Here is a 26,078-nt window from a genome sequence, read left to right as displayed (position 1 = left end):
ACGCCTATCAGATGACCCCCAACTCCTTGCCCGCCCGGGTGAAGGCGGCGACGGCGGCGTCGATCTGTTCGAAGGTGTGGGCCGCAGACATCTGGGTGCGGATGCGGGCCTGGCCGCGCGGCACCACGGGGAAGCTGAACCCGATGACATAGACGCCCAGCTCCAGCAGGCGCGCCGCCATGTCCTGCGCCAGCTTGGCGTCGCCCAGCATGACCGGAATGATCGGATGCTCGCCCGGCAGCAGGTCGAAGCCCGCCTCGGCCATGGCTGAACGGAACCGCGCCGCGTTGGCGAACAGCTGGGCGCGCAGCTTGTCGCCCTCATCCCCCGCGGCGATGCGGATGGCCTCCAGCGACGAGCCGCAGACGGCGGGCGCCAGGGCGTTGGAGAACAGATAGGGCCGCGCCCGCTGCTTCAGCAGTTCCACCACGCTCGACCGGGCGCAGATGAAGCCGCCCATGGCGCCGCCCAGCGCCTTGCCGAAGGTGCCGGTGACGAAGTCGACCTCGACGCCGCAATGCGAAAACGAGCCCCTGCCCTTGTCGCCCAGGAAGCCGGTCGCATGGCAGTCGTCGACCATGATCAGGGCCTGATACTGGTCGGCCAGGGCGCGGATCTGGTCGATCTTGCCGATGTAGCCGTCCATCGAGAAGGCGCCGTCGGTGGCGATGATGATGTTGCGGGCGCCGGCGGCGCGCGCCTCTTTCAGCTTGGCCTCCAGATCGGCCATGTCCGAGTTGGCGAAGCGGTAACGCTGGGCCTTCGACAGGCGCACGCCGTCGATGATGGAGGCGTGGTTCAGGCTGTCCGAGACGATGGCGTCCTCGGCCCCGAACAGCGGCTCGAAGATGCCGCCGTTGGCGTCGAAGGCGGCGGCGAACAGGATAGCGTCCTCAAAGCCGAGATAGTCGGCGATCGCGCGCTCCAGTTCCTTGTGGATCTCCAGCGTGCCGCAGATGAAGCGGACCGAGGCCGTCCCCGCCCCCCATTTTTCCTGCGCCTTGATCCCGGCCTGGGTGACGCGCTCGTCGCCCGCCAGCCCCAGATAGTTGTTGGCGCAGAAGTTCAGCACGTCGCGGCCGTTGACGGAGATCACCGGCCCCTGACGCGAGGCGATGACGCGCTCGGGCTTGGTCAGCCCCTGGGTGTCGATGTCAGCCAGTTCGGCGGAGACGCGATCGTAGAAAGCCTGGTTCGTATCTTGGGTCATGTTTGCTCCGCTACGCTGAATTCGGGCAGGTTTGAACCCCTAGTCTGCGAGCTCCGAAACAGTTTGAGCCGAGGCGTCGGCGACGGGCCGCAGGGGGCTGACCTCAACCTGCCCGCCGCAGGGGGTAAAGGCCAGCGGCAGGGCGATCGCCGTCGCGGCGCCCGGCGCCGTCACGCGCACCGTCTTGGCCGAAGGACAGGTCGTCTCGCCCTTGTCTTCATCCGGAATGACGGTCCAGGCCAGATCGAACCAGGCGGCCTGCTGCGGGCGGATTTCCACCGGCGTCGGCGCGCGGCCCTGGGCGAGATAGCTCCCCGGCGCCTGAACCGCGCGAACGCCGGTCATCAACTTGCCCTCGGCGTCCAGCAGGCTGACGGACGGATAGCCGGTCACGGTGCAAGCGTCAGGCCCGGTGTTCCGCAGCGCTAGGGTGGTGAGGCGATGACCCATGCCCGCGTCGCCGCCCTCGACCGTCAGGCGGAGGTTCTCGGCGGCGCACGGCGCGCCCGACGGCGGCGGCGCCACAGCGGCGACCGGGCGGCTGCAGCGCTCGATGATGGCGCCGCCCGCCTGATCCCCCGGCCCCCCGGTCTGGCCGATGCGGCTCAGCGTGCCGCTCTCCAGTTCGCCTCGGCTGGCCGTATGCCACTCCAGCCCCTGCCCCGCGTACCGGGCGCCGCTGGCCGCAACGACGTTGGTCAGGGCGTAGTCCTTTCCTTCGTAGGACAGACGAGCGGTCTGGGCGTCGGGATAGGCGACGACGACCGTCTTGCCGCTTTCGCAGGCATAGCCGACGGCGGCTGCGCTCTGGTCCGTCGGCGCCTCGATCGGCGAGGTCGGCTCGGCCGGCTTCTCCCGAGAACATCCGGCGGCCAGCAGCCCCAATCCGGCGGTCAGGGCGATGGTCTGGAACGTGGCGGATCTGGTCATGGCGGCCCCCTTGCTGCGGCGACCCTGCTGCAACGTCGAGGGCTTGTGAAGGCTCCGCCCCCGGCAAATCGTCAGGGAGCAGTTGCGTAACGATATACTATAACATATCAAGCCTCCCATCATTGTAACGGGGATGCGTGACATGCGATTTCGGACCTTCCTGCTGACCGCCGCGGGGGCGGCGGCGCTGACCAGCCTGGGCGTGGCTGCGCCCGCTTTCGCCGAAGACGTCGTACAGCGTCAGTCGCAGGGCGACCCGCATGATCACGCCCCCCGCGCCGCCGAGGCCTATGAGGTGGACGAGGTCGTGGTGCGCGCCCTGCCCCTGGGCCGCGCGGGCGACGACGTCGGCTCGCACGTCGCCCTGCTGAGCGGCGACGACCTGGTCCACCGGCGTCAGTCGACCCTGGGCGACACCCTGAACAGCATCCCCGGCGTCAACTCCGACACCTTCGGCGGCGGCGCCAGCCGCCCGGTGGTGCGCGGCCAGACCTCGCCTCGCGTCAAGGTGCTGAGCGAGGGCGCCGGCCTGATGGACGCCTCCGAGGTCTCGCCGGACCACGCGGTCAGCGGCGAGCCCCTGCTGCTGGAGGGCGTCGAGATCCTGCGCGGCCCGGCGGCCCTGCTCTACGGCGGCGGCGCCATCGGCGGCGCGGTCAACCTGCTGGACAAGAAGATCCCGACCCGCGTCCCAGCGAACGGCGGCGAGGGCGTGGCCGAATACCGTCGCGGCTCGGTCGATGACGAGGAAGCCGGCGTGGTCGGCCTGACGGTCGGCGCCGGAAACTTCGCCGTCCGCGTCGAGGCGGCCGCGCGCAAGTCGGACGACTACAAGGTTCCCGGCTGGGACGAGCCGCGTCTGGACGGCTCCTACAACGAAACCTCGACGGCGACGCTGGGCGCCTCCTGGATCGGGTCGCACGGCTATCTGGGCGCGGCCTATACCGAACAGACCAGCCGCTACGGCCTGGCCGGTCACAGCCATGAGTATGAAGACTGCCACCCGCACGGCGACCATCTGCATTGCGGCGGTCACGGCCACGACGACGATCATGGCCACGGCGACGACGATCACGGGCACGAGCATGAGGGCGATCACGACCACGCCGCCCCCGAGGTCCGTCTGAAGAGCCGTCGCGTCGACCTGCGCGGCGAACTGCGCGACCCGCTGCCGGGCATCGAGAACGTGCGTCTGCGCGCCGGCTACACCGACTATGAGCACAGCGAGCTGGAAGAAGGCGTCGTCTCGACCACCTTCACCAACAAGGGCTACGACGGCCGCATCGAGGCCCAGCACCGCGAGATCGCCGGCTTCCGCGGCGTGGTCGGCCTGCAGCTGAGCAAGAGCGACTTCGCCGCCATCGGCGAGGAAAGCTTCCTGGCCCCCAGCACGACCAAGAACACCGGCCTGTTCGTGATGGAGGAATACGAGATCGGCCTGTGGCACCTGGAAGGCGCCCTGCGCCAGGAATGGCAGGAGGCCTCGGCCGTCGGCCTGCCCGACGTCGAGCACAAGCCCTTCTCCATCTCGGGCGCGGCGGTGTGGCACTTCACCCCCGGCTGGTCCGGCGCCGTGTCGCTGTCGCGTTCGCAACGCGCCCCCTCGGCCCAGGAGCTGTATGCCGACGGCGTTCACCTGGCGACCAACACCTATGAGATCGGCGACGCTGGCCTGGACGTCGAGACGGCCAATTCGATCGAGCTGACCCTGCGCAAGACCGAAGGCGCCCTGACCGGCTCGGTCAGCGCCTATCATTACGTCTATGACGACTACATCTTCGCCCGGACCCTGGATCAGCATGAGGACTTCCGCCTGATCCGCTACAGCCAGGCCGACGCGACCTTCACCGGCATCGAGGGGGAACTGACGCAACAGTTCACCCCGTGGCTGTCGGGCACGGTGTTCGGCGATTACGTCCAGGGCGAGCTGAAGGGCGACGGCGGGAACCTGCCTCGCATCCCGGCGGCGCGGGCGGGCGTGCGCCTGGCCGCCTTCCAGGGACCGTGGTCCGGCGATGTGGAGTACAGCCGCACCTTCAAACAGACCGACATCGCCGCTTTCGAGACCGAGACGCCCGGCTACGACATGGTCAACGCCACCGTGGCCTATGACGTCGATCTGGGGCCGGTGCGCTCGCAGATCTTCCTGCGCGGGACCAATCTGCTGGACGAGACGGCTTTCAACCACGCCTCCTTCCTGGCCGAGACGGCGCCCCTGCGCGGGCGCAACCTGACGGTGGGCGTGCGCGCCCGCTTCTAGAGCGAAATCGGTTTAGTTGGACGCATGTCCAACTAAACTCAGATATTCGCTCCAGATAATTCTGGACCATTGTTCTGGGTTCAGTCGATCCGACTGAACCGAAAATGGTCTAGGTTTCTTCGCCGTTGCAAAAAACGAGGGGCGGGATCCGACGGATTCCGCCCCTTCGTCCGTTGGAGTCCTGTCGGTTCGAACAGGACTAAGCCCCGCATTACAGGAGTTTAATCCAGGAGAGCGATTGCGTCCCCTTTCGGCGCACATCGTTCTTTAATCGAGTCGATGCGATCGACGAGACAGGGCGTCGGTCGCGAGCGTGCCTGTTTTCCGGTTGCCTTTAGGACTCGACATGTCGCCAGTCGCCTTGCTGTTCGCCCTCGCCTCCCTGTCCCCTGCCGACACGGCGGCGCCCGCCGCCCCGCCGCAGTCCACGCCAGCCCAGACGGCGACCCCGGTCCCGCAGGAAGAGTTGGACGACGGCGCCTATGACCTGGGCACGCTCGCGGCCGTCACTACCACCCGGCGCGGCGCGGCCCTGGGCGACTATGAGCCCGAGCTGACCCTCGACGAGGAGCAGATCAAGGCCTACGGCGCCAGCAGCATCGAGGAGCTGATGACCCTGCTGGAGCCGGTGACGCGCAGTTCGCGCGGCGGCTCGCCGGTCTTCCTGGTCAACGGACGGCGCATCTCTGGCTTCCGCGAGATTCGCGGCATCCCCCCCGAGGCCATCGAGCGCACCGAAATCCTGCCTGAGGAAACCGCCCTGTCCTACGGCTACAGCGCCGATCAGCGGGTCGTGAACTTCGTGCTGAAGGCCGACTTCCGCTCCGTGACCATGCAGGCCAGCGCGCGCCGTCCCGACCAGGGCGGCCGCACCATGACCGACCTGGAAAGCAACATCCTGCGCATCTCGGGCAAGCAGCGCTGGACGCTGGACCTGGAATACGAACGCGACACCCCCCTGTTCGAGACCGAGCGCAACATCACCCGCGAGGGCGTTCCCTATGACCTGATGGGCAATGTCACCGCGCCGGGCGGCGGCGAGATCGACCCCGCCCTGTCGGCCCTGCTGGGCCAGAGCGTGACGACCGCCTCGGTCGGGGCGGGCGCGGCGGGCGGCGCCAGCCTGTCCGACTTCGGCGTCGGGCCGCGCGCCGACGACCTGACCGCCTATCGCACCTTGTCGCCCAAGCGCGAGAACAGCTCCATCTCCGGCTCCCTGGTGCGCGACCTGAACCAGACCATGTCGATGACGCTCAGCGGCGAACTGGAGGATACATCCAGCTTCTCCTACCTGGGCCTGCCGGGCCTCAGCCTGGCCCTGCCCTCGGCCAGCCCCTATTCGCCCTTCGCCGGCGACGTGCTTCTGCATCGCTATATCGACGCGCCCGGCGCGCTGGGGCGGCAGACGGACACCCTGTCGGGCCAGCTGGGTTTCCTGGTCGACGGCTATCTGGGCGACTGGCGCTGGACGGTGAACGGCGGCTACGACCGAACCGAGACCAAGACCCGCACCGGCCGAGGCCTCAACGACGACGCCCTGCAGGCAGGCGTGACGGCGGGAACCATCAACCCGTTCGGCGATCTGGGCCAGCTGCCGGCCAATCCGTTCGACACCGCGCGCTCCATCTCCAGCAAGTCCAGCCTCGAGGGCGTCATCAACGGCACGGCCTGGGAAGGCCCGGCCGGATCGCTGACCTCGACCTTCAAGGTCGGCTTCGACAGCCAGTCGCTGGACTCCGAGAACCTGCGCTTCTCCGAGGAACAGCAGGCCAGCGTCTTCTCCGAACGCTCCTTGTCGCGCGATCGCACCAGCGCCTCGGGCAACTTCAACCTGCCCATCGCCAGCCGCGACCGCGAGGTGCTGGGCGCATTGGGCGACCTGTCGGCCAATCTGAACCTGGCCTATGAAGACCTGTCCGATTTCGGCGGCCTGTCGGCCTATACGGTCGGGCTGAACTGGTCGCCGTGGGAGCCGGTCAACTTCACCGCCAGCTGGGCCGACGAACAGAAGGCCCCGTCGATGTCGCAACTGAACGACCCGACGATCTCGACCCCGAACGTGCCGGTCTATGACTTCGCCACCGGCCAGTCGGTCAACATCGTCCGCATCGAGGGCGGCAACCCCAACCTGTCCGAGGAGACCAAGCGCGTCCTGAAGTTCGGCGTCAACCTGACCCCGCTGAAGGACAAGGATCTGCATTTCACGGCCAACTACACCCGGACCGAGACGGAAGGCTCCATCGCCTCCTTCCCAACCATCACGCCCGAACTGGAAGCCGCCCTGCCCGAGCGCTTCACGCGCGACCTGGACGGCAATCTTTTGTCGATCGACGCCCGGCCGTTGAACTTCCAGAAGGCCGAGCAGCAGGAAATCCGCTGGGGTCTGAACTTCTCGACCGCCTTCGGCAAGCCGGACCCCGCCGCCATGGCGCGCATGAACGCGCGCAGCGGCGGCGGCTCGCGTGGACCGGGCGGCGGCGCGCCGACAGTCATGCGCGTCCAGGGCGGCCCGCCTCCGGGAGGTCACAGCGCGGGCGGCGCGCCCTCTGGCGGCGGAATGCGGATGCAGCCTGGCGGCGGACGCGGCCGGGGCGGGGGCATGATGCCGGGCCAGGGGCGCTTCAACATCTCGCTCTACCACACCTATCGCATCCAGGATGAGATCACGATCCGCGACGGCCTGCCGGTGCTCGACCTGCTGGACGGCGCCGCCATCGGCGCGCGCGGCGGCCAGTCCCGCAATGAAGTCCAGCTGCAGATGGGCGCCTTCAAGAGCGGCATGGGCGGCTTCCTGAACGCCAACTGGAAAGAGTCCACGCGGATCAACGGCGGCTCGTCGCCGGACGACGACCTGAGCTTCTCGGACCTGACGACGGTGAACCTGAACCTGTTCGCCGACCTTTCGTCGCGGGAGAGCCTGGTCTCGCGCTACCCGTGGCTGAAGGGCGCCCGCGTCAGCGTCGGCGTCGAGAACATCTTCGACCAGCGCCTGAAGGTCCGCGACGGCCTGGGCGAGACGCCGCTGTCGTATCAGCCCGACTACCTCGACCCGCTGGGCCGCACGTTCAGGATCAGCCTGCGGAAGATCCTGTACTGATGGCCGCACCACCGCCGCTAACGAAGGAAGGGCGGCCTAGTCGGCCCCCTCCGCCGTCATCCTCGGACTTGATCCGAGGATCGAGGGGACCGGCGCGCTCTTCCTGTCCGCCGTCACGCAGACGGATGGCCCGATCCTCGGATCAAGTCCGAGGATGACGAAGAGCCATGATCATGAAAAAGGCCCAGTCGCGAGACCGGGCCTTTGTCTTTTAGTGATCGCCTTTCGGCGTCTCCATCAGTTCGATCAGCACCCCGCCCATCTCCTTGGGATGCAGGAACACCACCGGCGTCCCGTGCGCCCCGATGCGAGGCTCGCCCGTGCCCAGAATGGTCACGCCCTTGGCGCGCATCTCGGCGATGGCGGCGTGGATGTCGGCCACCTCGAAGCAGATGTGGTGCTGGCCGCCCTTAGGGTTCTTGGCCAGGAAGCCTGTGATCGGGCTGGTCTCGTCGAACGGCTCGATCAGTTCGATCTGGGCCGTCGGCGTGTCGATGAAGCAGACCTTCACCCCTTGGGCGGGCAGGTCGAACGGCTCGCCGATCTTCGTGGCGCCCAGAATATCGCGATACAGCTTGATCGACTCGGCGATGGAGGGCGTGGCGACGCCGACGTGGTTCAGATTGCCGATCACTTCTTCGTCTCCACAGGCACAGGCTGGGCGTAGCCCAGGCGCTGGTTCAGCTTCTCGATCAGGTCAACCGCCGTCTCGGCGATCACCGAGCCGGGCGGATAGACGGCCGCCGCGCCCATATCGAGCAGGGGCTGCACGTCCGACGGCGGAATGACCCCGCCGACCACCACCATGATGTCCGGGCGGCCCAGTTTCGCCAGTTCGGCGATCAGCTCAGGCGCCAACGTCAGATGCCCCGCCGCCAGCGATGAGGCGCCGACCGCATGGACGTTCTTCTCCACCGCGTCCTTGGCCGCCTCGGCAGGCGTCTGGAACAGGGAACCGGCCGTCACGTCGAAGCCGATGTCGCCGTATCCGGTGGCGACGACCTTCTGGCCCCGGTCATGGCCGTCCTGCCCCAGCTTGGCGATCAGGATGCGCGGCGGGCCGCCGTCGTTCTCGACGAAGGCGGCGACCATTTCACGGGCGCGGGCGACCTTGGGATCGTTGCCCGCCTCCTTCGCATAGACGCCCGAAACCGTCTTCACCGTCGCGATATGCCGGCCGAAGGCGGCCTCCAACGCGTCGGAGATTTCGCCGACAGTAGCCTTGGCGCGGGCCGCCCGCACCGCCAGCTCCATCAGGTTCTCATTCCCACGCGCACCCTCGGTCAGGGCGTCGAGCGCGGCTTGCGTCGCCGCCTCGTCGCGCTCGGCCTTCAGGCGTTGCAGCTTCTCGATCTGGCGGGCGCGCACCTCGGCGTTGTCGACCTTCAGCATCGGAATGTCGTCGACCACGGGGTTCAGATATTTGTTCACCCCCACGACCGTCTGCTGGCCGGTGTCGATGCGGGCCTGCGTCTTGGCGGCGGACTCTTCGATGCGCAGCTTGGGAATGCCCGCCTCGATGGCCTTGGCCATGCCGCCGTAGGCCTCGACCTCCTCCATCAGGGCGCGGGCCTTGGTCGCCAGCTCCTGAGTCAGGCGCTCGACGTAGAAGCTGCCGCCCCACGGGTCGATGACGCGCGTCAGACCCGTCTCGGCCTGCGCCAGAATCTGGGTGTTCCGCGCGATCCGGGCCGAGAAGTCGGTCGGCAGAGCCAGGGCCTCGTCCAGCGCATTGGTGTGCAGGCTCTGCGTCTGGCCGCCCGCCGCCGCCATGCACTCGACCATGGTGCGCGGCACATTGTTGAACACGTCCTGCGCCGCCAGCGACCAGCCCGAGGTCTGGCAGTGGGTCCGCAAGGACAGGGACTTGGGATTGACGCCGCCTTCGCGCTTCACCGCCTCGGCCCACAGCAGGCGGCCGGCGCGCATCTTGGCCACCTCCATGAAGTAGTTCATGCCGATGGCCCAGAAGAAGCTCAGACGCGGCGCGAACCGGTCGATCTCCATGCCCGCCGCCTTGCCCGCGCGTAAGTATTCGATGCCGTCCGACAGGGTGTAGGCTAGTTCGATGTCCGCCGAGGCTCCCGCCTCCTGCATGTGATAGCCGGAGATGGAGATGGAGTTGAACTTGGGCGTTTCCTTCGCCGTCCATTCGAAGATGTCGGCGATGATCCGCATCGAGGGCGCAGGCGGATAGATGTAGGTGTTGCGGACCATGAACTCCTTCAGAATGTCGTTCTGAATGGTCCCGGTCAGCTTGGCGTGATCGACGCCCTGCTCCTCGCCCGCCACGACGTAGAGGGCCAGGATAGGCAGCACCGCCCCGTTCATGGTCATGGACACCGACATCTGGTCCAGCGGAATGCCGTCGAACAGGGTTCGCATGTCCAGAATGCTGTCGATGGCCACGCCCGCCATGCCGACATCGCCCTTCACCCGCGGGTGGTCGCTGTCATAGCCCCGGTGGGTGGCCAGGTCGAAGGCGACCGACAGGCCCTTCTGACCGGCGGCCAGGTTGCGGCGATAGAAGGCGTTGGACTCCTCGGCGGTCGAGAAGCCCGCATACTGGCGGATCGTCCACGGCGCGCCCGCATACATGGTCGGATAGGGCCCGCGCACGAAGGGAGCGAAGCCCGGCAGGCCGTGGATGAAGTCCAGCCCGTCCAGCGCATCCCGCCCATAGGCCGTCTCGACCGTCAGCCCCTCGGGCGTGGTCCATGCGGCGCGGTCCGGCCCGGCGCCGACGGTGCCCAGATCAAGGGCGACCTTGGAGAAGTCAGGGAAACTCATTGAGCGGCCTCCTCGAAGGCGGCGGCGAAGCGGACAGGCGCCAGGGCCTCGAACGTTCCGACAGCGGCAGGCGCGACGGGCGCAGGCGTCACCGGCGCGGGCCGCACGTCCGGGTCGACGAATTTGGTGACGCCGACGATCTGGGCGGCGCCGTCCTTGAAGGCTTTTTCGGCCATGTCGCGGGCGCGGGCGATGCGGGGCTGGATCACCCCGCCTTGCAGACAGGCGATCACGCCGCCTTCCGCCTCATAGACCTGGAACTCGGCCCAGGCGGCCTCGGCCAGTTCGCGGGTGCGGGCGTCCAGATACCAGGAGCCGCTGGCCGGGTCGTCGACGCGGCCCAGGTTGGATTCCTCCATCAAGATCAGCTGGGTGTTGCGCGCCTGACGTTTGGCGAAATCGTCCGGCAGGCCCGCCGCGCGGGTGAAGCCGTCCAGCACCACCGCATCGGCTCCGCCCACGGCCCCGGCGAACCCGGCGGCGGTCAGGCGCAGCATGTTCGGCCACGGATCGCGCGCCGACAGCATCCGCCGCGACGAGCGCGCCTCGATGATCGCTGGAACCTCGGCGCCGAACGCCTTGGAGACGCTGGCCCAAATCAAGCGCAGCGCACGGATCTTGGCCAGGGAGTCGAAATAGGTCTGGTCCACGGCGACGCCCAGCACGACGCCCTTCAGCGCCGCCTTAACCGACAGCCCTGCTTCAAAGGCCGCCTTCACATAGGCCACGGCCGACGACGCGGCGAAGGCCAGTTCCTGGGCGATGGAGCCGCCTGCCTCATGCGCCACGCGGCCCGAGGCCATGAACAGCGTCGCCTCGGGATAGGTCGCGGCGTAGGTCGCCGCCGCCTTGGCCGTCTCGCCCATGATCGCCGCGAAACCGCCCGGCGCCCCGCCTGCCTCGGCATAGGCCGAGATCGGATCGAGGTGGAAGGCCAGCTTGGCGCGGGGCGAACCCTTGGCGGCCGCCGACAGGGCCTCCGCCGCCTTCACGCCCTCGAGCCCGGCGTCCAGCGCCACCGGCGCCAGTTCCAGCGCCACCCCGTCCAGCGCGCGCGCCAGCTTCGCAGCGTCCGACGCCGCCGGCCCGGCGATCAGGACGGAGGCCGCCCCGTTCTCCAGATCGGTCAAGATGGCGCGGTTGAGGGCATCGGCGTCCTCGCCCTCGTTCAGCGCCCGCACGTCCCACGCCCGGCCTTCGGAATCCGAGGGCCGGGGCGCGAACACCGGCTCGCCGCCGTTCGCCGCCCCATACAGAGGCTTCGTCGCCAGATGGTCCGCATCCAGATGGATGAGGCTCTCCAGCGGACGCTCCTTCAGCGCCTTGATAGCGGCTTCACGCCACTCCAGTGGGGTCGGGACGGCGAACTCGGTCATTTACTCGAACTCCACCAGCACGTCGTCGGCGGCGACCGGGTCGCCGGCCTTGGCCTTGACCGCCTTCACCTTGCCGTCGCGCTCGGCCTTGAGGATGTTCTGCATCTTCATGGCCTCGATGATGGCCACGGTCTCGCCGGACTTGACCTCCTGGCCCGGGGTCACGGGGATGTCGACCACCAGCCCCGGCATCGGCGACAGCACAAGCTTGGACGTATCCGCCGCCTGCTTCTCGGGCAGCAGGGCGTAGAGATGCGCCACGTCGGGACGCAGCACGCGCACTCGCGCCCGCGCCGCGCGGTGGCGAATGTCGAAGCCGTCGGCGGCGCGCTTCACCTCGGCGGTGAAGGCGTCGTCGTCCAGCACCGCCTTGAACAGCGACAGGCCCGGACGCCATTCGATCTCGGACAGGGAGACCTCCTCGCCGTCGATGGCGACGATCAGGTCTTCGGCCTCGTCATAGCCGACCTCGACCTCATAGGCCGTCTTGTCGATCAGGACGGTCCAGTCGGTGCGCTCGCTGGGATCGCCGTCCTGTTCGGCGATGACCTCATTCATGGCCACGGCCGAGGCGATCAGGATCTTCACCTGCTCAGGCGTCGGCGCCAAGCCGTGGAAGCCGTCGGGGAATTCGTCCTTGATGTAGCTGGTGGCCAGCTCGCCGGACTGGAAGCGTTCCTGATCCATGACCGCCGCCAGGAAGGGCACATTGTGGCCCAGCCCCGCCAGATGGGTGTCCTCCAGCGCGCGGGCCATGCCGCGCACGGCGTCCTCGCGCGTCTCGCCCCAGGCGCACAGCTTGGCGATCATGGGGTCGTAGAACATGCTGATCTCGTCGCCCTCGCGGACGCCCGAGTCATTGCGGACCGTATAGTCGCCTTGATCGCCCTCTTCCGGCTGCTCATAGCGCACCAGACGGCCGATCGACGGCAGGAAGCCGCGATAGGGATCTTCGGCGTAGATGCGGCTCTCGATGGCCCAACCGTTGATCGACAGGTCGTCCTGCTTGATCGCCAGTTGCTCGCCCCAGGCCGAGCGGATCATCTGCTCGACCAGATCGACGCCGGTGATCAGCTCCGTCACCGGATGCTCGACCTGCAGGCGGGTGTTCATCTCCAGGAAGTAGAAGCTCTTGTCCTGACCGGCGACGAACTCGACCGTGCCGGCCGAGTCATAGTTCACCGCCTTGGCCAGGGCGACGGCCTGCGCCCCCATGGCGGCGCGGGTCGCCTCGTCCAGCAGGGGCGACGGCGCCTCTTCGATGACCTTCTGGTTGCGGCGCTGGATCGAGCATTCGCGCTCGAACAGGTGGATGACGTTGCCGTGCTTATCGCCCAGCACCTGAATCTCGATGTGGCGCGGGTCGACGATGAACTTCTCGAGGAAGACGCGGTCGTCGCCGAAGGCGTTCAGCGCCTCGGCCTTCACGGCGGCGAAACCCTCGGCCATGTCGTCGTCCGAATGGGCGACGCGGATGCCCTTGCCCCCGCCCCCGGCCGAGGCCTTGATCATGACCGGATAGCCGATTTCGCGCGCGATCTTCACCGCCTCGTCCGGCGTTTCGATCAAGCCCATGTGGCCCGGCACGGTCGAGACGCCCGCCTCGGCGGCGAACTTCTTCGACGTGATCTTGTCGCCCATGGCGTCGATCGCCTCGGGGTTCGGCCCGATGAAGGCGATGCCCTCGGCCTTCAGGCGCCGCGCAAACCCGGCGTTTTCAGACAGGAAGCCGAAGCCGGGGTGCACGGCCTGCGCCCCCGTCTGCTTCACGGCGTCCACGATCTTGTCCTGGATCAGATAGGACTGCGCAGCCGGCGACGGGCCGATATGCACCGTCTCATCCGCCATCTCGCAGGCCAGCGACCCGGCGTCAGCGTCGGAGTAGACGACCACCGTCTTGATGCCCATGCGACGGCAGGTCTTGATGACGCGAACAGCAATTTCGCCGCGGTTGGCGATCAGAATTTTATCGAACATTTCTGGGCCTTACAGCGGGATGTTGTCGTGCTTCTTCCAGGGATTTTCCTGGGTCTTGTTCTTCAGCGTCTTCAGCGCCTTGATCAGCCGACGGCGGGTGCCGTGGGGCATGATGACGTCGTCGATATAGCCGAGCCCGGCCGCCACGAAGGGGTTGGCGAAGCGCTCCTTGTATTCGGCCTCCCGCGCCGCCAGGGCCTCGGGGTCGCCGGCCTCCTTGCGGAAGATGATCTCGACCGCGCCCTTGGCGCCCATGACCGCGATCTCGGCGGTGGGCCAGGCGTAGTTGACGTCGCCGCGCAGGTGCTTGGAGCTCATGACATCATAGGCGCCGCCGTAGGCCTTGCGCGTGATGACCGTCAGCTTGGGCACGGTGGCCTCGGCATAGGCGAACAGCAGCTTGGCGCCGTGCTTGATCAGGGCGCCGTATTCCTGCTTGGTGCCCGGCATGAAGCCCGGCACGTCGACAAAGGTCACCAGCGGGATGTGGAAGGCGTCGCAGAAGCGCACGAAGCGCGCGGCCTTGCGGCTGGAGTCGATGTCCAGCACGCCCGCCAGGGTCTGGGGCTGGTTGCCGACGATGCCGACCGGCTGGCCGTCCAGACGGCCGAAACCGCAGATGATGTTCTTGGCGAAGTCGGCGCCGATCTCGAAGAAGTCGGCCTCGTCGACCGTCTTCAGGATCAGCTCCTTCATGTCATAGGGCTGGTTCGGATTGGCCGGGACCAGGGTGTCCAGCGAGGCCTCGTCGCGATCCGGCTCGTCATAGGTGTCGCGGACCGGCGGCGTCTCGCGGTTCGACAGCGGCAGGAAGCCGATCAGGCGGCGCACCTCCGACAGGGCCTCCAGATCGTTCTCGAAGGCGCCGTCGGCGACCCCCGACTTGCCCGCATGGACGCGGGCGCCGCCCAGGTCTTCGTGGCTGACCACCTCGTTGGTGACGGTCTTCACCACGTCGGGGCCGGTCACATACATGTAGGAGGTGTCCTTCACCATGAAGATGAAGTCGGTGATTGCGGGCGAATAGACGTCGCCGCCCGCGCACGGGCCCATGATGACCGAGATCTGCGGGATGACGCCCGAGGCCAGGGTGTTCTGCAGGAAGATGTCGGCGTAACCGGCCAGCGATTCCACCCCTTCCTGAATGCGCGCGCCGCCTGCGTCGAACAGGCCGATGATCGGCGCGCCGGCCGTCAGGGCCATCTTCTGAATCTTGACGATCTTGGCCGCGTGGGCGCCCGACAGCGAACCGCCGAACACGGTGAAGTCCTTGGAGAAGACATAGACCAGACGGCCGTTGATCGTGCCCCGCCCGGTGACGACGCCGTCGCCGGGGATGCGCTGCTCGGCCATGCCGAAGTCGTGGCTGCGATGCTCCACGAACATGTCGGTCTCTTCGAAGGAGCCTTCGTCCAGCAGGACACCGATGCGTTCGCGGGCGGTCAGCTTGCCCTTGGCGTGCTGGCTGGCGATGCGCTTCTCGCCCCCGCCCAGCTTGGCGGCGGCTCGACGGCGCTCGAGTTCCTCGAGGATGGCCTGGCTCATGGTTGGAGCGACTCCCTGACTTCGTTCAGGGTCCAACAAGCCGCTTCATCGCAAAAAGGCAATCGCAACTTTGCAAAAGGCCTTCAAGTGCGTAAGCCTGCCAAGGCAGACAGGCGTTTTTGCAAAGTTGCAATGCCCGACCATCATGGCTGAAAAACTCTACCTCGGGACCAAGGTCCGCAAGCTGCGCGAGGCGCGCGGCTGGACGCTGGAACAGTGCGCCGGGCGGCTGGCGCTATCGCCCTCCTACCTGTCGCAGATCGAGACCAACCAGCGCCCGGCCACGGCGCGGGTGCTGATCGCCCTGACGCGCGCCTTCGACGTGGACGCCAGCCTGTTCGATCTGGACGGCGACGCCCGCCTGATCGCCGACCTGCGCGAGGCGACCACCGACGTCGCGGGCCACGCCGAGGCGCCCACGGCGGGCGAGCTCAAACAGGCGGCCATGAACGCGCCCCGGCTGGCGCGGCAGTTCCTGGCCCTGCATCAGGACTATCGCCGTCTGGACGAGCGGCTGAAGACGCTGAACGAGACGCTGGGCCGCGACGAACACGCCGCCGACGCCGCCCCCGCCCTGCCCTATGAGGCGGTGCGCGACTTCTTCCACTATCGCGACAACTACATCGACGCCCTGGACCGGGCGGCGGAGGATCTGGCCGCGCGGCTGAACCTGGGCGACGGCGCCCATCCGGAGCGCGAGCTGGAGGCCGCCCTCAACGACCTGTGCGGCGTGCGCGTCGCCACCGGTCAGGGACGCGGCGCCATGCGGCGCTTCGATCCAGGCGCGCGCATCCTCTATGTCGACGCCAGCCTGCCGGGCGCCACCCGCGCCTTCCAGATGGCGCATCAGTTGGTTCGCTTACGGTTCGAAGACCTGATCGAGCACGAACTGGACCGCGCCGCCTTCGACATTCCCGCCGCGCGCGACGTGTGCCGGGTCGGTCTGGCCAACTATGCAGCGGGTGCGCTGCTGCTGCCCTATCGCGCGTTTCTGGAGGCGGCGCGGGAGCTGCGGCACGACGTGGACCGCCTGCGCAACCGCTTCCACGTCAGCTTCGAACAGGCCTGCCACCGGTTGAGCACGCTACAGAGGCCCGGCTGGCGCGGCGTGGCCTTCTATTTCGCGCGGGTGGACATGGCCGGGAACATCACCAAGCGGCACAGCGCCACGCGCTTCCAGTTCGCCCGCTTCGGCGGCGCCTGCCCGTTATGGAACGTCCATGAGGCGTTCAGCGCACCGGACCGCATTCTGGTCAATCTGTCGGAGATGCCCGACGGCGCCCGCTACGTCTGTATCGCCAAGAGCGTGTCCAAGCCGGGCGGCTCGTTCCTGGAGCCGGATCGCCGCTATGCGCTGGGACTGGGGTGCGAGATCGAGCACGCGGCCCAGTTGGTCTATGCGGACGGGCTGGACCTGAACGGCCCGCCGACGCGCATGGGGGTGAACTGCCGCATCTGCGAACGGACGGACTGCACGCAAAGGGCGTTTCCGCCGATCGACCGGACCCTGGCCGTGCCGAAGAATGAGCGGGGGGTGATCCCCTATACGCTCTCATAATTATTCCTTCTCCCGATGGGAGAAGGTGCCCCGAAGGGGCGGATGAGGGTTCCCGGCCTCAGTCGACGTAAGCCGCCGCAAAACGGCTGACTTCGGAACCCTCACCCTTTGGCTGCTTCGCGCCGCCCTTGGGGTCGCCTATTCCAATCGCCTTCGGCTCTTGGAGGCTCAAGCCCTCTCCCATCGGGAGAGGGGCAGAGTTACCCCATCGTCGGGATGACGAAGCTCGAGTCCGCATGCTCCAGATCGCTGTCCGGCCAGCGGGCCGTCACGGTCTTGGTCTTGGTCCAGAAGCGGACGCCTTCCATGCCGTGCTGGTTGATGTCGCCGAAGGCCGAACGCTTCCAGCCGCCGAACGAGTGATAGGCCACCGGCACCGGGATCGGCACGTTGATGCCGACCATGCCGACGTTGACGCGGGCGGCGAAGTCGCGGGCCGCGCGGCCGTTCTGGGTGAAGATGGCGACGCCGTTGCCGTACTGGTGCTTGCTCGGCAGGCTCAGCGCCTCCTCAAAGCTGGCGGCGCGCATGATCTGCAGCACCGGGCCGAAGATCTCTTCCTTGTAGGATTCCATCTCGGGCTTCACGTGGTCGAACAGAGACGGGCCGATGAAGAAGCCCTTCTCGTGGCCCTGCAGGCTGAACTCGCGGCCGTCGACGACCAGTTCAGCGCCTTCTTCCACGCCCTTGTTGATCCAGCCCAGAACCTTGTCCTTGTGGGTCTGGGTGACGACCGGGCCATAGTGGGCCTCGGCGTCGGTAGAGACGCCGACGCGCAGGTTCGGGATTTCCGAGACCAGACGCTCGCGCAGTTCATCGGCGGTGCGCTGACCGACCGGCACCACGACCGGCAGGGCCATGCAGCGCTCGCCGGCCGAGCCGTAGGCCGCGCCGGTCAGATCCTTGATGACCTGATCCATGTCGGCGTCGGGCAGGACGATGCCGTGGTTCTTGGCGCCGCCCATGGCCTGAACGCGCTTGCCGTGGGCCGCGCCCTTCTGGAAGACATAGTGGGCGATGTCCGACGAGCCGACGAAGCTGACGGCGTGGATCAGCGGGTGTTCGAGGATGGAGTCGACCGCCACCTTGTCGCCGTGGACGACGTTCAGCACGCCCTTGGGCGCGCCCGCCTCCATCATCAGTTCGCCCAGACGCACCGGCAGGGACGGGTCACGCTCGGACGGCTTCAGGATGAAGGTGTTGCCCGCGGCGATGGCCACGCCGAACATCCACATCGGGATCATGCCGGGGAAGTTGAACGGAGTGATGCCCGCCACCACGCCCAGCGGCTGGCGCATGGAATAGACGTCGATGCCCGGACCGGCGCCATAGGTGTATTCGCCCTTCGAGGCGTGCGGGATGCCGCAGGCGAACTCGATCACTTCCAGACCGCGCTGGATGTCACCCTTGGAGTCGGCGATGACCTTGCCGTGCTCGCTGGACAGCAGTTCGGCCAGTTCGTTCATGTTCGCCTCGACCAGGCGCTTGAACTCGAACATGACGCGGGCGCGACGCTGCGGGTTGGTCGAGGACCAGCCTTCAAAGGCGGCCTGCGCCGACTGGACCGCGCGATCCAGTTCCGACGGCGTCGCCAGTTGGACGCGGGCCTGAACCTCGCCGGTGTTGGGGTTGAAGACGTCGCCGAAGCGACCCGACGCTCCCTCGAAAGCCGCACCGTCGATGAAGTGGCGAATATCGCGCATTGAACGTCTCTCCCGATGATTATGGTTCTTCGTGAGCCTGCCCTAGCAGAGCGGGTCGATCAGGCCCATTGCAATCTTGCAGGTGATGATGTGCATCTCTGCATATGTTCGACTGGGATGATCTGAGGGTGTTTCTGGCCGCCGCGCGCGCCGGGTCGCTGGCCACGGCGGCGCAGCGGCTGGGCGTGGACGCGGCCACCGTCGGGCGGCGCGTCGCACGGCTGGAGACGGCGCTGAAGTCGACCCTTCTGGTGCGCTCGGCCGCCGGGCTGCACCTGACGGCCACCGGCGCCCAGCTGCTGGAGCGAGCGCTGGACGCCGAAAGCGCGATGGAGGCCGCGGGGCGCGTCACCCAGCCCGACCTGATCGCGGGAGCCGTGCGGATCAGCGCCTCGGAAGGCTTCGGCGGCGCGGTGCTGGCCCCCGCCCTGCCCGGCCTGCTGGCGGCGCACCCGGGGCTGAACGTCGAACTGGCGGCCAGTTCCGGCTTTCTGTCGCCCAGCCGCCGCGAGGTGGACATGGCCATCACCCTCAGCCCCGCCGACAGCCCGCGTCTGATCGTCGAGCCGCTGACCACCTATCAACTGGCGCTCTACGCCGCGCCGGAATACCTGGAACGCCTCGGCGCGCCCGACACCATCGACGACCTGAACCGCGTCGACATGATCGGCTATGTCGACGACCTGATCTATGCGCCCGAGTTGCATTATCTGGACGAGATCCGCCCGCACCTGCGTCCCCGCCTGGCTTCATCCTCCATCCGCGCCCAACGGGACATGGTGGCGGCGGGCGGCGGCATCGGCGTTCTGCCCTGCTTTTTGGCGGAGGGGCTGACGCGCGTTCTGGCGGACGCTGTGCTGATCGAGCGGCGCTTCTGGCTCAGCACCCACCGCGAGGTCCACGGCACGGCGCGGCTGAAAACGGTCCGGCGCTGGATCAAGGCCCTGTGTCAGGATCAGGTCAGCCGCCTCGCCCCCTTGCCCGCGACCACGCCGAGACGCGCCGAAGGGTGACTATATTTTACATTTTACATTGCTCTAAAGGCCAGCATCCGGGGCTATGACTCCAGCGTTCTCCTCGGAGCTGCGTAACAAGTATGAAGATCGCGATATTAGATGACGATCCCGTCCAATTGGAGTTCGTCTCCGAGGTCGTCCAGGACGCCGGGTATCGCGCCACTCTGTTTTCGCGCGGCCAGGCGCTGATCTCTGCCCTGCGCAAGGACACCTTCGACATGCTGATCGTCGACTGGAACCTGCCGGACCGTTCGGGCCTGGAGGTGCTGGCCTGGGCGCGCACCAATCTGAAGCCCGCCCCGCCCATGCTGCTGGTCACCAGCCGCGCCGAGGATGAAGACGTGGTCGCAGGCCTGGACGCCGGGGCCGACGACTACCTGCCCAAGCCCCTGTCCAAACCGGTGCTGGCGGCGCGGATCAACGCCCTGATTCGTCGCGCCTACGCCCAGCCGACGACGCCGGGCGTCGAGGTCTATGACGGCTTGTCCTTCCACGAGTCCGCCGGGTCCGTGACCCGCGACGGCCAGCCAGTCGCCCTGACGGCCAAGGAATACGCCCTGGCCCTGCTGCTGTTCCGCAACCTGCACCGGGCGCTGTCGCGGACCTATATCCTGGAGACGGTCTGGGGCAATGAGCCGGACCTGAACAGCCGTTCGCTGGACATGCACATCTCGCGCATCCGCAACAAGCTGGAGTTGCGACCCGAGCGAGGCTTCCGCCTGACCCCCATTTACAGCTACGGATACCGTCTTGAGCGCGTCGCGGGGGCCGAGCCCGGCCCTGACGCCTGAATAAGGACGCAGGTGGCGGAATGAAGACGGATTGGTCTGCGGCTCTGGCGGTTGCGGCGATGCTGGCCGCAGGAAGCGCCGCCGCACAGACTTCGGCCGCCCCGCCCGCTGCCCGGACGGCCGCCTCCGTCGAGACCCTCGACTATGTCGTCCAACGCGGCGACACCCTGATCGACCTGGCGACCGCCTACATGCACCGGCCGCTCGACTATCGCCGAGTTCAGCGCGAGAACCGGGTCGCCAATCCGCGTCGCCTCGCCATCGGTCGCACCCTGGCCCTGCCCGTCGATCTGCTGCGCGCCGATCCGGACGAGGCGCGCATCGCCGGCTTTCGCGGCGCCGCGACCCTGAACCAGGACGGCCGCTCCGCCGCCCCCGCACCCGGCCAGACCGTGCGCGAAGGCGCCGTTCTCAGCACCGGGGCCAACGCCTTCGTCCGCCTGGCGCTGTCCGACGGCAGCCATGTGGTCGTGCCCTCCAACAGCCGCGTGCGGGTCAGCCGCCTGCGCCGCTACGCCATCAACGGCGCCGTCGATCACGCCCTGACGGTCGAGGCGGGCCGCGCCGAGTCGAGCGTCACGCCCCGGCGCCGCCCGGGCGGCTTCGCCATCCGCACCCCGGTCTCGGTCTCGGCCGTGCGCGGCACCGACTTCCGCGTCTCCTTCGACGATGACGCCGACCGCTCGAGCACCGAAGTGCTGGAAGGCGCCGTCGCCATCGCCTCGGGCCGGGCCGAAACCCTGGCCGCCGCAGATCAGGGCGTCAGCGCCGCCGCCGGCGCTGTTCGCCTGCTGCCCCTGCTGCCCGCGCCCGCCCTGGTTCGCCCCGACGCGCCGCAGACCCAGGCCCAGGTCGCCTTCGACATCCAGCCCCTGCCCGGCGCCGAACGCTATCGCGGCCGCGTCGCCCAGGACGCCGGCATGATCGAGGCCTTCGCCGAGGCCGACAGCGCGCCCGGCGGCCCCCTGGTCTTCGGCGAGATGGAGGAAGGCGCCTTCTTCCTGCGCCTGACCGCCCTGTCGCCCGAGGGGCTGGAGGGCAAGCCCACCACCTACAGCTTCATCCGCGCCCGCAACGGCGTCGGCGGTCTGGCCTCGGCCCTGGACCAGCGCGACCGCCGCCGCTTCTACCGCTTTCGCTGGGAGGCCGAGGGCGTCGGCGCGGCGACTTTCCGCTTCCAGCTGTGGCGCGAGGCCGAGGACGGAACCGTCGATGGCCCCCTGCTGGTCGACCAGCCCGGCCTGACCGACGAGGCCTTCACCCTCAGCGACCTGCCGCCGGGCGTCTACAGCTGGCGGGTGCAGGGCGCGCGCCATCGCTTCGGCCGTCTGCTGGAAGCCTGGTCCGAACCGCAACAGCTCCGCATCGGACGATAGCGCCGTGCCCGCGCCCTCAGGGCCGAAAGGCGGCTGGAGAGGCTGGCTCGGCGCCCGCTTGACCGGCCGTCGCGCCCTGGTCGAATGGGGGCTGGTGGCGACGCTGTCCGCCCTGCTGGTCGGCTGGATGGCGCTGACGCCCGCCGCCGACGGCGCCGACCACCTGATCTATGACGCCCTGATGCGGGCCGAGGCGGGACCGGCCGACGAAGACATCGTCATCATCGCCATCGACGACCGCAGCCTGGAAGCCCTGGGCCAATGGCCCTGGCCGCGCGACCTGCACGCCCGGCTGATCGACCGCCTGACCCAGGCGGGCGCGGGGCCTGTCGCCTACGACGTCCTGTTCACCGAAGCCTCTCCGCAGGACGACGCCCTTGCCGCCGCCCTGGCCCGCAACGGCAAGGTCCGCCTGCCCGTGGTGCTGGACGCCCCCGGCCTGAACGGCGCCGCCTTTCGCGAAGACGCTCCCGCGCCCGGCCTGACCGAGGCGTCGGCGGGCCTGGGCCACGTCAACCTGACGGTCGACGACGACGGCGCCGTGCGTCGCCTGCCCCTCTATCTTCAGGCGGGCGAGCGGACCTGGCCGCACCTGATCTTGCCCCTGGCCGCCGCCAAGGGCGCCGTTCCTGCGCCGCCCGCGCCGCATGACGGCGGCGACCTGTTCGCCGCCTCGCCGGAAGCCCTGATCTATCGCGGCCCGCCCGGCGCCTTCCGCACCCTGTCCTTCGCCGACGTGCTCAGCGGCGAGACGCCCGCCGCCTTCCTGAAGGACAGGCTGGTGCTGGTCGGGGCGACGGCGCCGGGCCTAGGCGACCGTTACGCCACCCCGGCCACGCCTCACGGCGAACTGCGTCCCGGCGTCGAGGTGCAGGCCGCCCTGCTCCAGACCCTGATCGAGGGCGGCGGCCCGCGCAGCCTGTCGCCCGCCTGGGTGCTGATCCTGTCCCTGCTGCCGCTCGGCCTGCTGGTCGCCGGCTTCCTGGTGCTGCGCCCGGCCGCCAACATGGCCCTGGGCGCCGGGCTGATCGTCGTGACGTTGATCGCCGCCGCGACCGCCTTCCTCGCGGGCGGCCTGTGGCTCCCGCCCTCGGCCGCCGTGGCTGGCTTGGCCCTGGCCTATCCCCTGTGGAGTTGGCGCCGCCTGGCCGCAGCCTCGGCCTATATGCAGAGCGAGGTCGAGGCCTTCGAGCGCGACGGCGTGCGTCTGACCGGCCGCGCCCAGGGCGGCGATGTCGTGGCCCGTCAGGTGGACGCCCTGCGCGCCGCCGTGCGTCAGGTGCGCGACCTGGAGCGCTTCATCTCCGACGCCCTGCGAAGCCTGCCCGACGCCACCGTCGTCGCCGACCCTCACGCCCGCATCATCCTGTCCAACGACCGGGCCGAAGCCCTGTTCGGCGCGCGTCTGAAGGACGACGCCGACCTGCCCCTGCTGTTCCAGTCCCTGGGCGAACCGGCCTGGCGCCGCTTCCTCGATACCGAGGGCGATCCCGGCGACATCACCACGCCCGACGGCCGCATCCTGAAGGCCGCCGCCTCTGTCTTGACCGACGCCGAGGGCCATCCGGTCGGCCATATCGTGCGCTTCGCCGACATGACCCGTTTCCGCGCCGCCGAGCGTCAGCGCGCCGAGGCCCTGCAACTGCTCAGCCACGACATGCGCGCGCCTCAGGTGTCGATCCTGACCCTGCTGGACGGCCCCGCCCCGCGCCTGGACCCCATGGTCGAGCGCCGCATCGCCGACTACGCCCGCCAGACCCTCGACCTCGCCGAAGGCTATGTTCAACTGGCCCGCGCCGAGAGCCAACCCTATCGCTCCGAGCTGCTGGACCTGGGCCAGATCGCCATGGATGCGGCCGACATCCTGTGGCCCCAGGCGTCGAAGAAGGGCGTCCGCATCCTCACGCCCGACGGCGAGGAAGAGTTCCTGGTCCAGGGCGACCCCGCCCTGTTGCGCCGCCTGACCACCAACCTTCTCGACAACGCCCTGAAATACGGCCCGGCGGGCGGCGCCATCCAGGTCAGGCTGACCGGGGCCGAGGAAGACGGCCGCCCGGTCTGCGTCCTCAGCGTCAGCGATCAGGGCCCTGGTCTGTCGGAAGAGGCCGGGCGTCGTTTGTTCCAGCCCTTCGGCCACGGCGGTGCCGATCATCGCGGCGCGGGTCTGGGCCTCGCCTTCGTCCGCACCGTCGCCGAACGCCACGGCGGAACCATCCGCCACCAGCCCGGATCGCCGGGCGCGACCTTCATCCTGACCCTGCCCAGGATCACGGAAGAGGAATGAAGCTGCGGGCGGTCGGCCCTAGTCCGCCGCGTCCAACTGCGCTGCGGCCGCCTTGGCCAGCAGGCCCGGCGCGGTTTCGGCCTGACGCCGTCCCAGGATCGCCACCGCCGAGGCGCGGTAGGCACCCGCCTCATTCCCCGGCCCGGTCAGGATCACCGTCAGGCTGTGCGTCTGGCGGCCCTGGCTCCACCATTGCGGCAGGCGCGGCGCATCGGTCCACTCGCCCTGGCGCGCATCGACGTCCGTGAAGACGCCGGTCTTCTGAGGCCGCACCGCATAGGCCGTCTCGATCCGCCAGGCGGCCTTGTCGTCCACCTCGCGCCAGCCGCGCGCGCTCAGCGCCTGACGCACGGCCTCGGCCGCCGCGCGGTCGGCCTCGCTCGGCGCCTCGGCCTCCAACAGGCGGTAGGCGGTCACGTTCGCAGGCACGGCGGCCGACAACTGCGTCTCGACGCGCGGCGCAGAAACGCAGCCCGCCAGGACGGCCGCGCTAACCAGGGGAAGAGCCAGACGAGAGATCATGGCTGCGATACCTGCCCCGCCGCGCCCTCCAAGTCCACAACGGACGATTCCAACGGGCCGAAAAGCGCGCCCGCCTAGCCGCCGGACGCCAGCGCGCCCGTCACGCCCAGCGTCCCGTCCGCGTTCTCGACCACACCCAGTTCCTCGATGCGCGCCCCGCCCTGCTCCAGCACGGCCAGCCAGCCGAAGGCCTGGGCCGTCGTCACGCGGTCCAACCGAAAGCCCAGCCGCCCGCCCTCGGACATGCCCAGCGTCGGCTGCACTCCCGCCGCCGGGGCGGTGGAGGCGACCAGAGCCTGCAGATCGACCGCCTCAGCCGGTCGCGCGCCGCGCTGGATCACGGCCGTCTCGACCTGCGTCAGTCGCCGCTCGGCGGCGACGCGGGCGCGCGCCTGATCGGCCTGCCAGCCGTCCAGCGGCCGCACCACGCCCAGCCAGCCGACGACGCCCAGCACCAGCGCCCCCATGACCGCCAGCATCCGCCGCTCGCGCAGCGACCGGCCGTCCCACCAGGCGGCGACGGAAGAGAGGGCCTTCATCGGGCGCCTCCGATCGTAAGGGTGCTGACCATGCGCCCGCCTTCCTCGGCCGAGGTTTCGTCGACCACCGCCAGACCGGCCTCGGCCAGATCGGCGCGCACGGCGTCCAGATCATTGAACGTCGGATGGGCCAGGGTGACCCGCAGCCCCTCGCCGCCCAGGGTCGCGTCGTCCAGTTCCGCGCCCGGCACGCGCTCGACGGCGGCGAAGACGGCGGCCATCGCCCGCGCGGTCCCGCCCGGCGGCGGCCCGGCGTCGAGGCGGCGCAGAGCCTCCGGCGCCGGATCGTCCGCCGTCACCAGCTCAGGATAGAGCTTCACCGCCCCCGCCCGAGCGCCCGCCTCGGCGCGATCGGCCGCCGTGCGATCGCGCAACCCTTCGGCCGCCATCAGGATCAGGGGCGAGGCCAACAGCGCCGCCGCCAGACCCGCCGCCAGCCGCCAACCCTTGGCCGTCTGTCCCCGCTCGCGCCGGTCGTGGACCTGCAACAGATCGACCGGCGCCGCCATCGCCCCCGCCGCCAGGGCCGCGTCCAAAGTCTCGCCTTCCAGCCAGGTCAAAGAACGCCCGGCCGCAACCGCCTCCGCCAAATCCGGCTGAACCGTCACGGCGAAGACCGGGCCGCGCAGCACCACGTCGGCCCCCGCCTGTGCGGCGGTCAGCGTCTCCGCCTCCAGCGGCGCGGGCAGGCACAGATTGTCCGGCACGACCGCCTCGGGCCGGATGTCGAAGGCCTCCATCCAGCGCAGCCAGGCCTGCAACAGCTTGGCCGAAACCGCCGCCGTCAGGCGCGGGCCGCCATCGACCGGCGCAACGCCCAGAGCCACGTCCAGCCCCTCGACCTCGCCCGCCGCCTGATCGCGCAAGGCCCAGCGCGCGGCGGCTCTGGCCTGCGCCATATTGCCCGGCGGCAGGTCCAGCCAGCGCGTCATGACGTCCGCGCCGGGGGCCACGGCGATGGTGCGCATCGACGGCGGCGCTTCGGCCTGATGCGGGTCCAACTCGCCGCGTCCGACGACACGGCCCTCGCGATCGACCAGCAGGAAACGCGCCGCCAGGGTCGCGTGGGTCGGGATGAACAGGATGCGGGCGTGGCTCATTCTT

General features: G+C 68.9%; 18 protein-coding genes. 7 read left to right on the top strand and 11 right to left on the bottom strand.

Annotation, left to right across the window (positions count from 1 at the left end; all coding sequences use genetic code 11):
- Positions 1 to 7 precede the first annotated feature (7 nt).
- Positions 8 to 1,210 carry a glycine C-acetyltransferase gene (locus ACU5AP_RS01650; protein WP_128720341.1) on the bottom strand — a complete coding sequence of 401 codons (1,203 nt, stop codon included), beginning with the start codon at positions 1,208 to 1,210 and terminating at the stop codon, positions 8 to 10.
- 39 nt (positions 1,211 to 1,249) lie between these two features.
- Positions 1,250 to 2,140: a DUF4232 domain-containing protein gene (locus ACU5AP_RS01645; RefSeq protein WP_128720342.1), complete on the bottom strand. Its 891-nt coding sequence runs from the start codon at positions 2,138 to 2,140 to the stop codon at positions 1,250 to 1,252.
- Positions 2,141 to 2,282: 142 nt separating this feature from the next.
- Here ACU5AP_RS01645 and ACU5AP_RS01640 point away from each other — a divergent pair, with 142 nt between their 5' ends.
- A complete protein-coding gene (locus ACU5AP_RS01640) occupies positions 2,283 to 4,400 on the top strand; it encodes a TonB-dependent receptor domain-containing protein (RefSeq protein WP_223850843.1) in 2,118 nt (705 codons plus the stop codon).
- A gap of 346 nt (positions 4,401 to 4,746) precedes the next feature.
- Positions 4,747 to 7,497 (top strand): TonB-dependent receptor, encoded by a 2,751-nt coding sequence (locus tag ACU5AP_RS01635; RefSeq protein ID WP_446680716.1) that lies wholly within the window; start codon positions 4,747 to 4,749, stop codon positions 7,495 to 7,497.
- Positions 7,498 to 7,708: 211 nt separating this feature from the next.
- Here ACU5AP_RS01635 and mce read toward each other — a convergent pair whose 3' ends face one another.
- Genes mce through ACU5AP_RS01610 form a run of 5 tightly spaced genes read right to left on the bottom strand, consistent with a single transcriptional unit; the run spans position 7,709 to position 15,185 of the window.
- A complete protein-coding gene (mce, locus tag ACU5AP_RS01630) occupies positions 7,709 to 8,131 on the bottom strand; it encodes a methylmalonyl-CoA epimerase (RefSeq protein WP_440229653.1) in 423 nt (140 codons plus the stop codon).
- A complete protein-coding gene (gene scpA / locus ACU5AP_RS01625; protein WP_446680715.1) occupies positions 8,128 to 10,287 on the bottom strand; it encodes a methylmalonyl-CoA mutase in 2,160 nt (719 codons plus the stop codon). Before scpA ends, mce begins: the two co-directional genes overlap by 4 nt.
- Positions 10,284 to 11,663: a methylmalonyl-CoA mutase family protein gene (locus ACU5AP_RS01620; protein WP_446680714.1), complete on the bottom strand. Its 1,380-nt coding sequence runs from the start codon at positions 11,661 to 11,663 to the stop codon at positions 10,284 to 10,286. Before ACU5AP_RS01620 ends, scpA begins: the two co-directional genes overlap by 4 nt.
- Complete coding sequence (locus ACU5AP_RS01615) at positions 11,664 to 13,640, bottom strand: acetyl-CoA carboxylase biotin carboxylase subunit (protein WP_446680713.1); 1,977 nt, start codon at positions 13,638 to 13,640, stop codon at positions 11,664 to 11,666.
- A 9-nt stretch (positions 13,641 to 13,649) separates the two neighbouring features.
- The gene (locus tag ACU5AP_RS01610; RefSeq protein ID WP_003169972.1) at positions 13,650 to 15,185 is read right to left on the bottom strand and encodes an acyl-CoA carboxylase subunit beta; all 1,536 of its coding nucleotides are present in this window, start codon (positions 15,183 to 15,185) and stop codon (positions 13,650 to 13,652) included.
- Between the two features lie 145 nt (positions 15,186 to 15,330).
- Between ACU5AP_RS01610 and ACU5AP_RS01605 the strand changes: the two genes are divergently transcribed.
- Positions 15,331 to 16,743 carry a short-chain fatty acyl-CoA regulator family protein gene (locus tag ACU5AP_RS01605; protein ID WP_446680712.1) on the top strand — a complete coding sequence of 471 codons (1,413 nt, stop codon included), beginning with the start codon at positions 15,331 to 15,333 and terminating at the stop codon, positions 16,741 to 16,743.
- A gap of 200 nt (positions 16,744 to 16,943) precedes the next feature.
- On the opposite strand, the gene ACU5AP_RS01600 is transcribed toward ACU5AP_RS01605, so the two are convergent.
- Positions 16,944 to 18,446, bottom strand: a complete 1,503-nt coding sequence (locus ACU5AP_RS01600) for a CoA-acylating methylmalonate-semialdehyde dehydrogenase (RefSeq protein WP_128720349.1) — start codon at positions 18,444 to 18,446, stop codon at positions 16,944 to 16,946.
- Positions 18,447 to 18,550: 104 nt separating this feature from the next.
- Here ACU5AP_RS01600 and ACU5AP_RS01595 point away from each other — a divergent pair, with 104 nt between their 5' ends.
- The 4 genes from ACU5AP_RS01595 to ACU5AP_RS01580 all read left to right on the top strand — a co-directional run bounded on the left by ACU5AP_RS01595 (position 18,551) and on the right by ACU5AP_RS01580 (position 23,913).
- On the top strand, positions 18,551 to 19,459 hold the full coding sequence (locus ACU5AP_RS01595) for a LysR family transcriptional regulator (protein ID WP_128720350.1): 909 nt from the start codon (positions 18,551 to 18,553) through the stop codon (positions 19,457 to 19,459).
- A gap of 83 nt (positions 19,460 to 19,542) precedes the next feature.
- A complete protein-coding gene (locus tag ACU5AP_RS01590; protein WP_003165587.1) occupies positions 19,543 to 20,253 on the top strand; it encodes a response regulator transcription factor in 711 nt (236 codons plus the stop codon).
- Between the two features lie 20 nt (positions 20,254 to 20,273).
- A complete protein-coding gene (locus ACU5AP_RS01585; protein ID WP_446680711.1) occupies positions 20,274 to 21,629 on the top strand; it encodes a FecR domain-containing protein in 1,356 nt (451 codons plus the stop codon).
- Between the two features lie 58 nt (positions 21,630 to 21,687).
- Positions 21,688 to 23,913 (top strand): CHASE2 domain-containing protein, encoded by a 2,226-nt coding sequence (locus tag ACU5AP_RS01580; RefSeq protein ID WP_446680710.1) that lies wholly within the window; start codon positions 21,688 to 21,690, stop codon positions 23,911 to 23,913.
- An 18-nt stretch (positions 23,914 to 23,931) separates the two neighbouring features.
- Here the strand turns inward: ACU5AP_RS01580 and ACU5AP_RS01575 are convergent, their stop codons facing one another.
- From ACU5AP_RS01575 to gspL, 3 genes are all read right to left on the bottom strand, one after another.
- Positions 23,932 to 24,435, bottom strand: coding sequence for a hypothetical protein (locus ACU5AP_RS01575; protein ID WP_128720354.1), 504 nt, complete (start codon positions 24,433 to 24,435; stop codon positions 23,932 to 23,934).
- 74 nt (positions 24,436 to 24,509) lie between these two features.
- Positions 24,510 to 24,974, bottom strand: coding sequence for a type II secretion system protein GspM (gene gspM, locus ACU5AP_RS01570; RefSeq protein ID WP_128720355.1), 465 nt, complete (start codon positions 24,972 to 24,974; stop codon positions 24,510 to 24,512).
- Positions 24,971 to 26,074, bottom strand: coding sequence for a type II secretion system protein GspL (gene gspL, locus ACU5AP_RS01565; protein WP_128720356.1), 1,104 nt, complete (start codon positions 26,072 to 26,074; stop codon positions 24,971 to 24,973). Before gspL ends, gspM begins: the two co-directional genes overlap by 4 nt.
- Between the last annotated feature and the right edge of the window lie 4 nt (positions 26,075 to 26,078).

The sequence above is a fragment of the Brevundimonas sp. RM1 genome, from assembly GCF_052907225.1.
This window is presented reverse-complemented; position numbering and strand designations above follow the sequence as displayed.